12 protein-coding genes are annotated in these 14,917 nt (G+C 40.0%); 2 read left to right on the top strand and 10 right to left on the bottom strand.

Features of this window, described 5'->3' with window-relative positions:
• Positions 1-20: 20 nt before the first annotated feature.
• Positions 21-524, bottom strand: a complete 504-nt coding sequence (locus I6J03_RS14170) for a hypothetical protein (RefSeq protein ID WP_003005343.1) — start codon at positions 522-524, stop codon at positions 21-23.
• 166 nt (positions 525-690) lie between these two features.
• On the opposite strand from I6J03_RS14170, the gene I6J03_RS14165 reads away from it, so the two are divergent.
• Positions 691-2,466, top strand: a complete 1,776-nt coding sequence (locus I6J03_RS14165) for an AMP-dependent synthetase/ligase (protein WP_003005345.1) — start codon at positions 691-693, stop codon at positions 2,464-2,466.
• Between the two features lie 6 nt (positions 2,467-2,472).
• Positions 2,473-3,483, top strand: a complete 1,011-nt coding sequence (locus tag I6J03_RS14160; protein WP_003005348.1) for a YihY/virulence factor BrkB family protein — start codon at positions 2,473-2,475, stop codon at positions 3,481-3,483.
• Positions 3,484-3,587: 104 nt separating this feature from the next.
• Here the strand turns inward: I6J03_RS14160 and I6J03_RS14155 are convergent, their stop codons facing one another.
• The 9 genes from I6J03_RS14155 to I6J03_RS14115 form a co-directional block, all read right to left on the bottom strand.
• Positions 3,588-6,311 carry a carboxypeptidase-like regulatory domain-containing protein gene (locus tag I6J03_RS14155; protein WP_232279655.1) on the bottom strand — a complete coding sequence of 908 codons (2,724 nt, stop codon included), beginning with the start codon at positions 6,309-6,311 and terminating at the stop codon, positions 3,588-3,590.
• Positions 6,312-6,393: 82 nt separating this feature from the next.
• A complete protein-coding gene (cls, locus tag I6J03_RS14150; RefSeq protein WP_003005353.1) occupies positions 6,394-7,887 on the bottom strand; it encodes a cardiolipin synthase in 1,494 nt (497 codons plus the stop codon).
• Positions 7,888-8,037: 150 nt separating this feature from the next.
• On the bottom strand, positions 8,038-8,730 hold the full coding sequence (locus tag I6J03_RS14145) for a sulfite exporter TauE/SafE family protein (protein ID WP_003005359.1): 693 nt from the start codon (positions 8,728-8,730) through the stop codon (positions 8,038-8,040).
• 3 nt (positions 8,731-8,733) lie between these two features.
• The gene (locus tag I6J03_RS14140) at positions 8,734-9,156 is read right to left on the bottom strand and encodes a FixH family protein (protein ID WP_003005361.1); all 423 of its coding nucleotides are present in this window, start codon (positions 9,154-9,156) and stop codon (positions 8,734-8,736) included.
• An 18-nt stretch (positions 9,157-9,174) separates the two neighbouring features.
• Positions 9,175-10,560, bottom strand: coding sequence for a cytochrome c oxidase accessory protein CcoG (gene ccoG, locus I6J03_RS14135; protein ID WP_003005363.1), 1,386 nt, complete (start codon positions 10,558-10,560; stop codon positions 9,175-9,177).
• Positions 10,561-10,570: 10 nt separating this feature from the next.
• On the bottom strand, positions 10,571-11,464 hold the full coding sequence (locus tag I6J03_RS14130; protein WP_201693749.1) for a cbb3-type cytochrome c oxidase N-terminal domain-containing protein: 894 nt from the start codon (positions 11,462-11,464) through the stop codon (positions 10,571-10,573).
• Positions 11,465-11,473: 9 nt separating this feature from the next.
• Positions 11,474-11,659, bottom strand: a complete 186-nt coding sequence (locus I6J03_RS14125) for a hypothetical protein (RefSeq protein ID WP_002999524.1) — start codon at positions 11,657-11,659, stop codon at positions 11,474-11,476.
• 11 nt (positions 11,660-11,670) lie between these two features.
• Positions 11,671-13,815: a cytochrome-c oxidase, cbb3-type subunit I gene (ccoN, locus tag I6J03_RS14120; protein WP_003005370.1), complete on the bottom strand. Its 2,145-nt coding sequence runs from the start codon at positions 13,813-13,815 to the stop codon at positions 11,671-11,673.
• 188 nt (positions 13,816-14,003) lie between these two features.
• Positions 14,004-14,789: a lytic transglycosylase domain-containing protein gene (locus I6J03_RS14115; protein WP_232279656.1), complete on the bottom strand. Its 786-nt coding sequence runs from the start codon at positions 14,787-14,789 to the stop codon at positions 14,004-14,006.
• Positions 14,790-14,917 lie beyond the last annotated feature (128 nt).

Here is a 14,917-nt window from a genome sequence, read left to right as displayed (position 1 = left end):
TCAAGGTCTTTTTTGTTAGATTAAAATTTATACCGGATAGAAAAACCGATCGGGTCAATCAACTTAAGGCTGCTGCTCTGAATAAAATCAAGATAAGGCTTGACATCCAGAGAAATAGAAACAGGTGCATTTGGAATGCTGTATTCTATACCGACAATACCATCCACACTGATAATGGCTTCAGAAGATCTGCTGAAACGATTTCCGTTTCCATCTGTATACGGCTTACGTGTATATCCTCCCACACTTCCCCCAAATCCGTAGTACCAGGTAAAATCTCCTGTCAAAGGTTTGTGAAACTCATATAAACCTACCACTCTGAATCTTCTCGAAGTAGAATTACTCTGAATACTGACGATTCCTTCGATAGCCCGATCTTCACGCATAGTGTATCTGTAGGTAATACCCTGAGCAGAACCAAATCGTCCGCCTATGGCATGATCACTGGTCAATTGAGCTTTGGCATCTATAGCAAACAACGTTAGTATGCCGATAATAAGAGCGGATAAGTATGCTTTTTTCATTTAAAAAAATTTATAAATATTAATGTCAAATGTAACATGATTTTAACGGTTTAAAAAGATATTTGGTATATATTTGACAAGCTTTTGATACAAATAAACCCTGAAAATGATTATATTGGTATCAGTATAACATGCTGTCCTATTATAAACCCGTTAAATTGTAACTATGAACACATTAACACGAGTATTCGATTTCATCACACGTTATAAAGAAGAATTTAGCAAGCCCATAATGGTTGCCGGAAAAAGGGAAGGCAAGTGGAAGACATATTCAACGGACGAATTTATTGAGATTATCGACAATATAAGTAAGGCTATGCTGGCCAGAGGGGTGAAAAAAGGAGACCGCATAGCATTAATGTCCGGCAATCGTCCGGAATGGAACTTTGTAGATTTCGCAGCCAATCAGATCGGGGCAGCTATTGTACCTTTATACCCAACACTTTCCAGTCAGGACTTAACCTATATAATTGCAGATGCTGAAGTGCGTTCTATTTTTGTAAGCAATGCGGAACTGACCGGTAAAGTCAAAACAGCACTGAAAGAGAATAATCTGGAAATTAACCTGTTTACATTCGAAAAAATTGATGACCTGCCGACACTGGATGATGTGATCGCATTCGGAAAAGAGCAGGATATCGATCTGAAGCCCTATAAAGATGCGGTATCTGAAGACGATCTGCTGACACTTATTTATACCTCAGGAACGACTGGCAAACCGAAGGGGGTATTGCTGACGCATAAAAACGTCATGAGTAATGTCAATGCCTCAAATCACCTGCTGAAGACAGAGTACAATAAGGCATTAAGTTTCCTTCCGCTCTGCCATATCTTTGAGCGTATGGTTGTTTATCTGTATTTCTCACGCGGTGTTCAGATATATTATGCAGAAAATCTGGACAATATCGTGGCAGATATCAATGAAGTGAAGCCAATGGCATTTACAACGGTACCACGTGTACTGGAAAAAGTCTATGACAAGATCGTAGAAAAAGGTAAAGCGCTTACCGGAATCAAAAAGGCTTTATTCTTCTGGGCATTGGAACTCGGTCATAAATATCAGGAACCTGAAAAAAACGGAGCTTTCTACAACCTCAAACTGGGTATTGCCCGCAAGCTGATCTTCTCCAAATGGAAAGAAGCGTTGGGTGGCGAGATCAAGCTAATTGTATCAGGAGGAGCCGCTTTGCAGGAACGCCTGGCACGTGTATTCTGGGCTGCCGGCATACAAGTACTGGAAGGTTACGGACTGACGGAGACTTCTCCGGTTATTGCGGTCAACACGTGGCAACCAAACGGTGTTCGTTTTGGTACGGTGGGTAAAGTATTAAGTAATCTGGATGTGAAAATCGGCCAGGATGGAGAGATATTGGTGAAAGGCCCCAGTATCACGGCCGGATATTATAAAAATGAAGAGGCTACTAAAGAAGCTATCGATGAAGAAGGATATTTTCACACCGGCGATATCGGCGAATTATCTAAGGATGGCTTCCTGAAAATCACTGATCGTAAGAAAGAGATGTTCAAAACTGCAGGAGGTAAATATGTCGCTCCGCAGGTATTGGAAAACAAATTCATGGAATCTACGTTAATTGGACAGGTAATGGTGCTTGGAGAAAACCGTAAATTCCCGTCAGCACTGATTGTTCCGGCATTTGAAGAGCTGGAAAAATGGTGTAAACATAAAGGCATAGCCTACACCTCCAAAGATGAAATCATCAAAGATCCTAAAGTAATCGAAAAATATCAAAGTGAAATAGATCGGTTAAATGCGGGATTCGGACATTGGGAACAGGTTAAAAAATTCAAATTGCTCAATAAGGAATGGAGTATTGACAGCGGCGAACTCACACCAAAACTAAGTTTAAAACGTAAAATTATCCTTCAGAAATTCGAAGATACCATCAATGGTATTTATGAAGAAACAGGAAGTAAAAGCTAACAGTTTATGTCAAAAATTCCGTTTAAGGCCAGAGTAAAAGACTTTGGAGGACTCATGATGAATGTCATCAATGGTTTTCTGGATGACAAATGTATGAAAATGAGCGCCTCACTTGCCTATTACACTGTATTCTCCATAGGTCCGCTTATCATCATCATCATCTGGTGTATTGGATTTTTCTATGGTACACAGTTAGACGGCCCCACAGGTGCGCGTGATGAAGTGTTTAAGGAATTTTCAGAACTCTTTGGAAAAGATGTAGCTGTACAGGTACAGTCAACGATCCAAAAGATCAGCTTTGAAAACAGATCGAACATCGGAATTATTGTCGGAATCGTCACACTTATCATTACCTCAACGACCATTTTTGTAGATATACAGGATTCTATAAACACAATATGGAAGGTGAAGGCCAAAGCGAAAAAAGGATGGCTCAAACTGATTATCAACAGACTTATATCTTTTTCCATGGTATTGGGTCTTGGATTTCTACTGATTGCCTCACTGATGATCAACGGGATTATCGTGGCACTCACCAATTACTTTGGTCAGTATTTTGAAAATATAAGTCTGCCCATGCTGGACTGGATTAATACCGGAATTACATTTATGGTTATTACGGCTTTATTCGGCTTTATATTTTCCTTCCTTCCGGATGCCAAAGTCAGGTTCAGGGATATACTAGGAGGAGCTATATTTACCGCCTTATTATTTATGTTCGGAAGGTATGCTATCTCTTTGTACATCACCCAGTCGGCCACAGCAAGTGCATATGGGGCTGCAGGATCTATTATAGTCCTGTTAGGTTGGGTATATTACTCTTCAGCTATTCTCTACTTCGGAGCAGAGTTTACCAAAGAAATTGCTATACGTTACGGTAAAGGAATTCGGCCGACTTCATTTGCAGTTCTCGTTAAACAGACAGAATTGGAAATAGACGTAGAAACCGGACAACGCAAAATTTCAAAAAGTACTCCTGAAGTACCTATGAATGTATCTGAAATTGAAAAAGATTAAATCAGGTTCTTTCTTAAATCTATTTATTTACAGATTTAAGGGACTATAAAAAAACAAAGGCTTCCGATAGAGGAAGCCCTTGTTTTTTAGGATTGCGGTCTGCATTATTTGACTTGATATATCAATACTTTTCGACCTACATTACCTGTTTTATCCATTCCTTCGACAACGACTTTATAATTACCATTGCCATCTGCATTATAATATTCAAGTTCTATCTCACCCGTTTCGGTTACATTTACATTCGGATTCCAGTAGATTGTCGTACGCAGATCATTCGCAGCTTTACGTTGCGGTGTATCATACTTAGGCAGATAAAACTGTCTTTCTTTGATATATCCCAGCGGATACATATCAATAACATTTGTTTTTGGCAACATACTCTCAATCTGTGCAAGGGACATACGAGGTTGTTTCTTCTCTTTCTTAGTATAAATGGAGACAACACCATTATTTTGATACATTCTGCTCACTGTACCTAACTCATCCCGAAGGAAGATCTCGATCCCTTCAATATCGGGCACATTGATAGAATTAAGACTGGCTTCATCTATAGGCATACCATTTAAGAAGAATTGTACCGGAATACGTCCTCCTGCATTGTAGTCCCTGCTTACATAATATTTTAACGTCTGAGTATCAAATGTGATACCTGTCAAAACTGTTGTCAGACATTGAGTAAGAATATTACATCCGGAAAGTCTGGATGGATCTATTCTGTGTTCAGGCATCGATAATCCGGACAAAGATGGAAAATCTTTACTTGATACTACTTTTTTCACCACTCCGGTAACCGCGACTTCATCCAATAAGATAGATGTACGGTATTCCTTGCGGCTGTTATCCAGATAAGGTGCAATTGAACGATCTATATTGTCAATCCTGTTACTTTCGTAAGGATTGTTCTTATCAATACCCGGAAAATACGATTGATCCATATTGATAACCAGGCTTCTGTAATTATCATTACTTCTGGCATTTACCGTTACTTTTGAAGAATCCGGGAATACCACATTCTCAAATTTGAATTTACCGTTTACATCCGTGTACGCATCCTTGCTGACTCCTGCTGCCGGGATTTTCAAAAGCAGTCCTGCATTTTGAACAGTTCTACCCGTATTCATACGGAGTACTCCGGAAATAGTAATTCCTTGTTCCGGAAGGAAATTAATAGCTGGCAATTTATCAGTTATAATGTCTGTATAAGAAAACCTTCTGAACCCTTGCGTCATTAACAATGCGTCCAGAGCCTGTAATCTGTTTTCCACCTTTTCATCAAAGTAATAGTTTGGCTTCTCCACATAGCCTTTGATATCCGATGTTAGCAGGAAATTACTCACTATAGAAAGGTCTTCCTGATCATCATAAGGAACTTTCGTTTCGTCTACGACAGCGACCGAATAGCTACCCGGAAATTTTTGACCATTATTATCGATCGCCAGTTTCAGTTTGACCAGATCTTTTGGTTTGTAGGCTTGCTTATCAGCCGTTGCTTTTATGTCCAGCAATTTATCGGATTGAATATAGATCAATCGTTCACTGATGGGAGTTCCATCCGGCTTCATGAGTGTAATCTGAGCAATCCCGTTTGGAAAACGATTTTTTGGTATGGTCAGTAAAAATGATGGATTTTTCAGTGTAGCCTGTGCCGCATAACACAACTGTCCGTTGGATACGGCCAGAATATAGTAGGGTTGATTCTGAACTTTTTGAAAGTAGGTATCGCTGGTCACGATTCCCATTTGAATAGTGGTATCTGCTTCCTTATGGAATACCAGATTGACAGATTCGGTTTTTACATCCGGAAGTGTATAGGTGCGCTCCTGTCCATTTTCAAACTTGACGCTGGCTTTATACTTCTCCCCCGCAATAGGAAGCATAGAGAACATACCCATTCCTAACCCCAGATCTTTAAATTCTGTTATAGTGGCATTCTTTGAATCTACAATCCGGCCCGTCACTTTTTGTCCTTTTCCATCCGAACCCACGGCTTTAAACCCGACATTCTTTGCCAGTCCTGCAATGAGATCCCCACCTTCCGGAAAAAATTGAACATCTACATCCCATACGGCATTTTTTAGTAAAAAATTACCCACTAAAGGGGGTTGCCCTTTCTCTCCATCGACCTTGACCGTCAGCTCTCCGCTTTGCAGTATTTCACGATCCTTGGCAGAAATATTCATTGTGATACGTCCCATATCATCGGTTTCACCTTTTCCTTTACTGATGGTTTCCCATCCGGATATAGCTTCCCAATTGACTTTGGATCGACTTAATATCTTACCTGTCTTATCTTTAAACTGAACAATAGCCTGTGTTTTGGTACCGTTGTCATTTGGTTTGAATTCAATATTGGTAATGACCTTATTATTAATAGCATCTCCTATAGGTATAATCTTATTGAAGAAATATACTGGATCAAAATTGGCCATCCATTTGGTATAAGCTCTGAAACGGTAATTGTCTTTGACCATAAACTGAGGATCCAATACAAAATATCCGTTACCTACACCTTCTTTTAAAGGAATTTTGAAAGTCTGGATAAGAGAATCCCGGCTATTCAACACCTCAACATAGGTGATCTTCGAAGGATCGTATTCAAACAGATTGCGATTCAGATAAGTTTTAAACCAGAGTGTGTCTCCTACCGCATAATACGGTTTATCGAAGTGCACGTGAACCTTTTCGATCGGATAGACCTGAAAAAGCTTCTGTGCTTTTTCAACAACAGTATTAATCGGAATAGTGGGTTTATCTTGTGCCAGAGATTTGGCCTGAAAGGCAAATGTAGCAATCAGGAATACAATAAAAAAATTTAATGACTTCATGTATAGCGTCGTATTTTTCAGAATGCTAAATATATCCATTTTTAGCGAAACAAGCATAGGAAGCCCCGAAATTTAACATTCCTTAAAGCAATGGAGCCAGTAACCGGCAAAGCGAATCCACTCCTTTTTTCCATTTGGAACGATTTTTCCATATCTTCAATGTGAGCAAGTCCGAATTGGTTTTGTCCTTTTCAAATTGATTTTCCAGATTAACACATAGTTGCAGGTCACTAATAATAGCAGAAATCTCAAAATTGATGTAGAAACTGCGTATATCCAAATTAGTAGTCCCGATAAAGGCGACTTTGCCGTCAATACACAATGTCTTGGCATGGATAAATCCTTTAGTATACAGATACACTTTGACCCCTCTGTTTAAGAGAGACTTGAGAAATGAAAAACTGGCATGCTGCACAAAATAAGAATCCGATTGAGCCGGCATCATTAATTCAACTTCTACGCCTGAAGCGGCAGCGACCTGCAAAGCAGTAGATAACTCATCACTGGGAATATAATACGGTGTACATAGCTGTACTCTGTTCTTGGCCTCGCTGATAGCCAGTAAGATTGCTTCCATATTAAATGGTCCCACCGATCCCGGATCACTGGATGTGAAAGCCACTGCAGCCTGTTCGGGAAACTGAAAAGGTTTGCTGCACAGATACTCACGGGTAATCATAAATGGTTCGCCGTCAGTCTGATTCCAGGACATCCAAAAATTCACCTGCAACATATTTACAGCTTCACCCTCGATCATGACAGAGGTATCTCTCCAGAAAACGGCATTAGATTGTCCCGGATAATTGATATAGCGATCTGAAATATTAATTCCCCCAACAAAACCAATATGGCCATCTATCACTGCGATCTTACGGTGATTACGATAATTGGAATTGGCCAGAGAGGTAAAAGTCACAGGCAGAAAGGGTTGAAATTCTATTTTACTCTTTTTACTTGCAACCAGATATTTGACCAAGTCCGGCGATCCGAAACTATCTACTATCAAACGTACTTTGACCCCTTCGGCTGCCTTTTCTTCCAATGCATTTAACACTTCCAGTCCTATGTTATCCAGTTCAAAAATGTAATATTCTAAATGAATAGCATGTCTGGCTTCCCGGATTGCTTTTAGAAATGCAGGGAATTTTTCCTCACCGTTAGTAAGCAAAGTAACCCGGTTACGCAATGAAGGAGAAGATAGCCGTTCATTCTTGAGAAAGGTAAATACACGATGAGCTGAGCCTATCCATTCTTCTATCGTCTCCAGATCGCGTTCCATTTCGGGCTCCAGTTTATTCCATTCCCGCTCCAGCAGCTCAGCCTGTTGCTGGCTCATACGTTGAAATTTACGGATCTTCTGAAACTTCTGTCCAAACAGGTAATACAGAATAAGACCGATGACGGGAAGAAAAACGATTACCATTACCCATGATACAGTCTTGCTGGGATTTCGGTTTTCGATAAGAATAGTAGAAATAACCCCAATGTATAAGATAGAGAGTGGTATCCAGTACCATTGTACTAAAAACTCCCATACCATATTGACATGATGTGATTCGATAGCAAGCACTTCCATAGCATTTTCATTGGTCTGATTATAATAACAGCTGTTATATGCACAGCAATCAGAACAAAAATCTTTTATTTAAAGCAACCCCAAACAGGTTTGGAATAAATTTAGGCTATTTTCTTAGCATTAAGAAAAATAAAAGAAGAGAAGATACGGCTATGCACAATGTGCAGCTCCATTCATATGAATCAATGGACTAAGATAAGGAATATCAAGGTTAGCACCCCTCAGCATAAACCAAATGCCCATCAGAAGATAGAGTGCCGGCAGCCATTTGTTAAAATTGAACTTAAATATTTTATTTGGAAAGTGGCCTGCAAATGAAACTGCAAGTAGTAAAGGTAAAGTACCGGTACCAAAAAGTACCATAAACATAAAACTGCCTGAAACAGTAGCTGCATTCAAAGCAGCAGCCAGAGCCATATAAACCATACCGCAAGGTAGTAATCCATTTAATATACCAGCCACAAAACTTCCTCCCGGACGATACAGCCACCTTCCCATCAGTTTAGCGAAAGGCGTGATAAAGGTTGTCTGCCATTTGGCAAATTTGCTATTTTGTTTACCATAAAGATGGAAAAGACCAATTCCTATCAGAATAGATCCTGTCAACAAACTCATCCATTGCTGCCAGCCTTGTATAGAAGCCAAGTTACCAAACAGACCCAGGACAACACCCAAAAGCCCATATGTCAATATCCGGCCGGATTGATACAGGATTTTATTAAGCACTACAGTCCAGGACATCTGTTGACCTCCCTGAAAAGCCATCAGTAAAGGACCACACATCACTGCACAGTGCAGACTACCTAATAAACCCATAAAAAATGCCAGATAATGATAAGTCATATGCTACAGGAATATATGTTTTTCAAAAATATAAGGAACCGCATTACCCTCCCATTGTATTTCCAGACTCCAGCGTCCTTTCTGAAAAGACTGTATAGGCAAACGATATCCGGTCGAAGCCGTAGCAAACGGTAAGGAAATATCCAGATGACTGTCAGAAGGACGCTTGAATACCAGTTTACCTTTGTTTTGCGGATGCTGAAAATCAATATAAAGAGTATCATTCACTGCTTTTATAACGGGTTCCGCATGATCTCTGATCACGTTTGATTTTCTATTATAGGTATCATCGTAGTTTAATCCCTTTTCATAATAGTCCTCTTCCTCTAATGTATCCGCATTATGACTCACCATATATATTCCTGCACCTATAATACCTGACATAAATACGGCGAGACTGACTACTATTTTTTTACCCCAATTCATACTTCGTTGTTTTTTATACTACATTCCCGGAGGAGCAATAAATGTCGTTTTCAGGGTTTCTATCTTTTTCCCTTCGGACATAATATTTATTCTGACATTTGATTTATAATGCTCCACATCTTTATTATTGATAATCAGAAAAAAACTGAGTTTAGCACTGCCATCCTTATTCAGTTTATTAATTTTATTAACCAGTTGTAGTGTTAATTTGGGATCTTCGCTTTCCAGCGTAAAAGGCATTTCTTTACCACTCTTGTTGATCAGTTCCAGCGAATAAAGATTCGAAATGGTATGATCTTCTCTTAACTGATAAGTACTTCCTTTGGCTCTCAGCAGTGTAGCACCAACTTGTGTTCGGCTGAATATCATGTAACCAAATACTCCCATCAATACGGCTAATACAATGGAATACGCAATTGCTCTTACATTATTCTTTTTGAAATCATCCTTACGTTCAATTTCACCCATAGCGTAAAACCCGATAAGACGACTTGGTTTTCCTATTTTTTTCATGACACCGTCACAGGCATCTATACATGCGGTACAACTGACACATTCCATCTGTAATCCCTTACGGATATCTATACCTGTAGGACACACCTGTACACATAAATTGCAATCCACACAGTCTCCCTTTTCCTTATGATCATCCTTTCTTTGCTTACCCCGCGGTTCGCCTCTGAAATGATCATACGCTACGACTGTACTTTGATCATCCAGCAATACACTTTGCAGCCTTCCGTACGGACAAATCGCAATACAGACAATCTCGCGGATATAAGAAAATACAGCATAGAAAACCAAGGTAAAAACAGAAATGGAAATCAGCCCCGCAATGTGTGCATCAAAAGGATCCGTAATAATCTTAATGAGTGCATCAGTACCAATAATATAAGACAGAAAGATATTCGAAATAAAAAAAGATATAATCAGAAATATCGTATGCTTGAGTATCTTTTTCTTATTCTTCTCCAAAGAATTTTCTGCAGCATTTAATTTCTTCTGCTGTGTCCAGTCTCCTTCTATCCAGTATTCTATCTTGCGGAATATCAATTCCATAAAGATAGTTTGCGGACAGGCCCAACCGCACCAGACCCGTCCATAAACTACAGTAAACAACACAATACATACCATCGCGATCAGCATGCCGAACACGAAAATATGCAGATCTTGGGGATAAAATAAATTTCCGAAAATAGAGAATTTGCGCTCAATGATATTAAACATCAAAAAAGGTTCTCCTTTGATTTTAATAAACGGAGCTGCAAATAAAAACAGCAACAACGAATATCCAAACCACTGGCGATAGTTATAGAGCTTGCCGGAAGGTTTCTTGGCATAGATCCAATTTCTCTTTTTAGATTTCGGAGGATTGATATCCTGAATATTCGTTGTTACCTGCATAATTATATACCTATTGTACGGCTGTAGTATCTGTTTCGGCTTCGGCATCTTTCTCCGCAGATGCATACTCTACTTCTGCTCCCTGCGGTTCTTTAGGATTACCCGGTTTTGTATCCCGTATCGAAACGATGTAATTACTTACCTCTGCTATTTGTGCCGGAGACAATGTCTGTTCCCATGGCACCATACCTTTATCCGGCACACCATACTTTACTGTTTTAAAAACATCTTTAATCTCTCCGCCATGCAACCAGAACCGATCTGTAAGATTAGGTCCGATTCCCCCTTCTCCGGCCTGACCATGACATGCAGAACAGTTCGCTGCAAAGATGGCTTTACCTGCTGCAGCCATAGCCCCCGTCTCATCCACCGTAATAGATGTTTCATCGATAAGATCCGCTACCTGGGCGAGATACTCCTGTTTGGCCTTTTCAGCCTGAGCAACTTCCCTCACATATTCCTGATCCTGATTCAATCCCCATCCAAATACATGGTACACCAACAGGTAGATAATACCAAATGTAATAGTAGAATAGAATAAGGCATTAAACCAGATCGGAATCGGATTATCCAGCTCTTTTATACCATCATAACTGTGATCAATCACAATATCCTTTTCTTCTGAGATCGGTCTCAGTCCCATTATCTTTTTCCAGTTATTCGACCATTTGATTTTACGGGCCTGCTTTGCAGCAACTTTTGCCGCCTGTTCCTGCAAAAGCACTTCAGGCATAGTAATCTTCAAAATGGATTTTATCGCTTTACTAACGGAAAGCGCAGTAAAGAGCAGGACGATCAATACCACCACCAACAGAATGATAAGGATATCATTATATATATTGCCGGTACTCATGTTCCAACCTGAACTTACGGCAGTAGAATCTGCTACTAAAAATAATTTCATAATCTATTTTTATTCTGTTGTTTGACCATTTTGTTCGTCCTGACCATCGAGAGGCAATTCTTTCATATACTGAATATGATCTTTCTTCATCCAGAATAGCATCAATGCTACCGCAACGAAGAATACCAGGAATATCCACAGCGATGTGATCAGATAAATTTCATCGCCATTTAAGTTTGTTATTTGCTTGAACATCGTTTTACAGTTTAATTTTGACTATCCACATTACTTGCTGCCGCTGCTGCAGGTGCTGCTTTAATATCCGTTCCTAATCGTTGCAAATAAGCTATGATCGCTATAATCTCTCTGTCACTTCCAACCTTAACCTGATTTGCCGCCAGATCCTTGGCTATTGCTTCTGCCTGTTTAGCGATATCAGCATGTGCGTTTTCAATATCCTTATCTGAATAGGGTACACCTAATACACGCATTGCATTCATTTTCTCTTTAATGATACTATTATCCAGTTTCTGATCTATCAGCCATGGATAGGTCGGCATGATACTACCCGGCGAAGTAATGGTAGGATCAAGCAAATGATCAAAATGCCATTTGTTAGGATACTTCCCTCCTACGCGATGTAAATCAGGTCCGGTACGTTTGGATCCCCATAAGAATGGTCTGTCGTATACATATTCTCCGGATTTGCTGTACTCTCCGTATCTGGAAGTCTCCGAGCGGAATGGTCTTACCGTTTGAGTATGACAGTTTACACAACCTTCTTTAATATAGAGATCTCTTCCCTGTAACTCCAGTGCAGTATATGGCTTGACACTTGCTATAGTAGGAATATTAGATTGAATGGTGAAAGTAGGTACCATCTCCACAATTCCTCCTATCAGTATAGCGAGAAGGGCAAGCACCATGAATAACATAGGTTTACGCTCCAGACGGCGATGAGTCTCACGTTCATTCTTAGTCACAGGTTCAAGAGCAGGAGCTTCAGCCGGCTCATTAGCCATCAGTTTTCCTTTAGCCATTGTTTTGACCAGATTGAATGTCATCAGCAATGCTCCGGACAGGTACAATGCACCACCTACCGCACGCATCATATGCATGGGAAGAATTTCTAATGTAGTAGCCAGGAAATTCGGATATTTCAATACACCTTCAGGCGTAAATTCTTTCCACATTAACCCCTGTACAACAGCTGCCCAGTACATTGGAATAGCATAGAATAAAATACCTAATGTACCGATCCAGAAGTGCACATTGGCTAGCTTTTTAGAGTACAGCTCTGTTTTATAGATACGCGGTACCAACCAGCATAGTATCGCAAACGTCATAAAACCGTTCCATCCAAGTGCCCCGACGTGTACGTGAGCCACGATCCAATCGGTAAAATGGGCAATCGCATTTACCTGTTTTAAGGATAACATAGGGCCTTCAAATGTAGCCATACCGTAAGCCGTCAAAGCAACGACCATAAACTTCAAAGTAGGCTCTGTTCTAACCTTATCCCATGCGCCACGCAATGTCAACAGACCGTTGATCATCCCTCCCCAGCTAGGAGCAATCAACATGATGGAAAATACGACGCCCAATGATTGTACCCATGAAGGTAATGACGTATATAATAAATGGTGCGGTCCTGCCCAGATGTATATAAATATCAGTGACCAGAAATGCAGAATACTCAGTTTGTAAGAATATACAGGACGATTGGCCATCTTAGGCAAAAAGTAGTACATCATACCTAAGAAAGGAGTGGTAAGAAAGAAAGCAACAGCATTATGGCCATACCACCATTGGACTAATGCATCCTGTACTCCGGAATAGACATAGTAACTTTTCCAGAATGTGACAGGTAACTGGATAGAGTTGACGATATGAAGTACAGCTACTGTAACGAATGTTGCAATGTAAAACCATACAGCGACATACATATGCCTTTCTCTGCGTTTGATAATAGTACCGAACATATTTATACCGAATACCACCCAAATCAAAGTAATAGCCACGTCAATAGGCCATTCCATCTCCGCATATTCATGACTGGAAGTAAACCCCATCGGAAGCGTAATGGCGGATGCTATAATAATAAGTTGCCAACCCCAGAAATGGAGCTTACTTAGTACATCGCTGAACATCCTTGCTTTGAGGACCCGTTGCAGCGAATAATAAACGCCCATAAAAATAGCATTCCCTACGAATGCAAAAATGACGGCATTGGTGTGAACAGGACGAACACGACCAAAAGTCGTATACTGTATTCCGAAATTCATATCCGGCCATACCAGTTGCAATGCTACCAATAATCCCACGGACATTCCAACGATGCCCCATATAATGGTGGCTAACCCGAAATTTCTGACAATCTTATTGTCGTAATTAAACTGCTCTAACTGCATTACTTGTTGTGTTGATTTCTGTGGGTAAAATTATCTCTTAATTCATGACATTCTAATGATATATCACGGCTTAAAAAGTGATTTATGTTACTTTTCAGTCACAACAACAGTCTTTAGAGCCAAGCTATTAAACAAAAAAAACGGACTTAAATATTTAAGTCCGTTTCTACATTTTTTGATATGATGGATTACAGCATATTCTTTTCCCTTTCCTCATCAGCTACAGGTGCTTTCGCATATCTGGTATACCCATGTTTGGAAGGATTTTCAATAATCTCTTTGACAGAGACTAATTTATAAACATATGATGCTGTTTCATTATTGAGCTTCAGCTTATAATAATCGTCTTGTTTTTGACGACGAATGGCTCCTCTCAGGCTTCCTCCACCTACATTATAGGCAGCGGCGACCAATGTCCAATCTCCAAATTCACGATAGAGATATTTGAGGTAACGTGCAGCAGCATGTGTTGATTTTGTCAGATTAAGTCTTTCATCTACTTTACCGCTCACCTTCAATCCATAAAGACGTGCTGTTGCCGGCATAAACTGCCAATAGCCACCTGCACCTTTACTGGACACCACACGACTATCCATCCCGCTTTCAACAAGTGGTATGTATTTAAAATCTTCCGGAATACCATGTGATTTTAAGATTGCAGCAATCTGTGGTAGGTGTTTCTCTGCTTGCTTGTGTAAACTGTACGTCTGTTGCTTTCTAAAAGAAAAACGACTTAAGTACTGTGTGAGCTTCCTTTCGACCTGAGGCAGGTCCAGTGGAAGGCTTTCTTCTGCGAAGGTGATCGATATCAGATAATCATGTTCTCCTTCATTGTCCTTATCTCCATTATTGTCAGATAAAGCCGCTTTGTTTACTATTCTGTTTTTGATGTTCAGGGCCTTGGCATCGTCATATCTGACATTGGCTGCGACCGCATTTTCTTTAGTGCTTGAATACAATTTCGACAGTAACATCCCTGCCAAAATCAAGCCACAACATAATACTTTCTTTCTAATCATTCACTCCCTTACTGCTATCCTATCCACGATAATATCGATCAAAAAATAGCTTGGTACAAATTCAAGGTGGCAAAGATACGTAC

It is taken from the genome of Sphingobacterium spiritivorum, from assembly GCF_016724845.1.
GTDB classification, from domain to species: domain Bacteria; phylum Bacteroidota; class Bacteroidia; order Sphingobacteriales; family Sphingobacteriaceae; genus Sphingobacterium; species Sphingobacterium spiritivorum_A.
The sequence above is the reverse complement of the archived record's forward strand: the minus strand, read 5'-3'. Positions and strand labels throughout refer to the sequence as shown.

Coding starts and splice junctions, on each gene's coding strand:
- I6J03_RS14170 (WP_003005343.1), bottom strand. CDS start 524: ATGAAAAAAGCATACTTATCCGCTCTTATTATCGGCATACTAACGTTG.
- I6J03_RS14165 (WP_003005345.1), top strand. CDS start 691: ATGAACACATTAACACGAGTATTCGATTTCATCACACGTTATAAAGAA.
- I6J03_RS14160 (WP_003005348.1), top strand. CDS start 2,473: ATGTCAAAAATTCCGTTTAAGGCCAGAGTAAAAGACTTTGGAGGACTC.
- I6J03_RS14155 (WP_232279655.1), bottom strand. CDS start 6,311: ATGAAGTCATTAAATTTTTTTATTGTATTCCTGATTGCTACATTTGCC.
- cls (WP_003005353.1), bottom strand. CDS start 7,887: ATGGAAGTGCTTGCTATCGAATCACATCATGTCAATATGGTATGGGAG.
- I6J03_RS14145 (WP_003005359.1), bottom strand. CDS start 8,730: ATGACTTATCATTATCTGGCATTTTTTATGGGTTTATTAGGTAGTCTG.
- I6J03_RS14140 (WP_003005361.1), bottom strand. CDS start 9,156: ATGAATTGGGGTAAAAAAATAGTAGTCAGTCTCGCCGTATTTATGTCA.
- ccoG (WP_003005363.1), bottom strand. CDS start 10,560: ATGCAGGTAACAACGAATATTCAGGATATCAATCCTCCGAAATCTAAA.
- I6J03_RS14130 (WP_201693749.1), bottom strand. CDS start 11,464: ATGAAATTATTTTTAGTAGCAGATTCTACTGCCGTAAGTTCAGGTTGG.
- I6J03_RS14125 (WP_002999524.1), bottom strand. CDS start 11,659: ATGTTCAAGCAAATAACAAACTTAAATGGCGATGAAATTTATCTGATC.
- ccoN (WP_003005370.1), bottom strand. CDS start 13,815: ATGCAGTTAGAGCAGTTTAATTACGACAATAAGATTGTCAGAAATTTC.
- I6J03_RS14115 (WP_232279656.1), bottom strand. CDS start 14,789: ATGTTACTGTCGAAATTGTATTCAAGCACTAAAGAAAATGCGGTCGCA.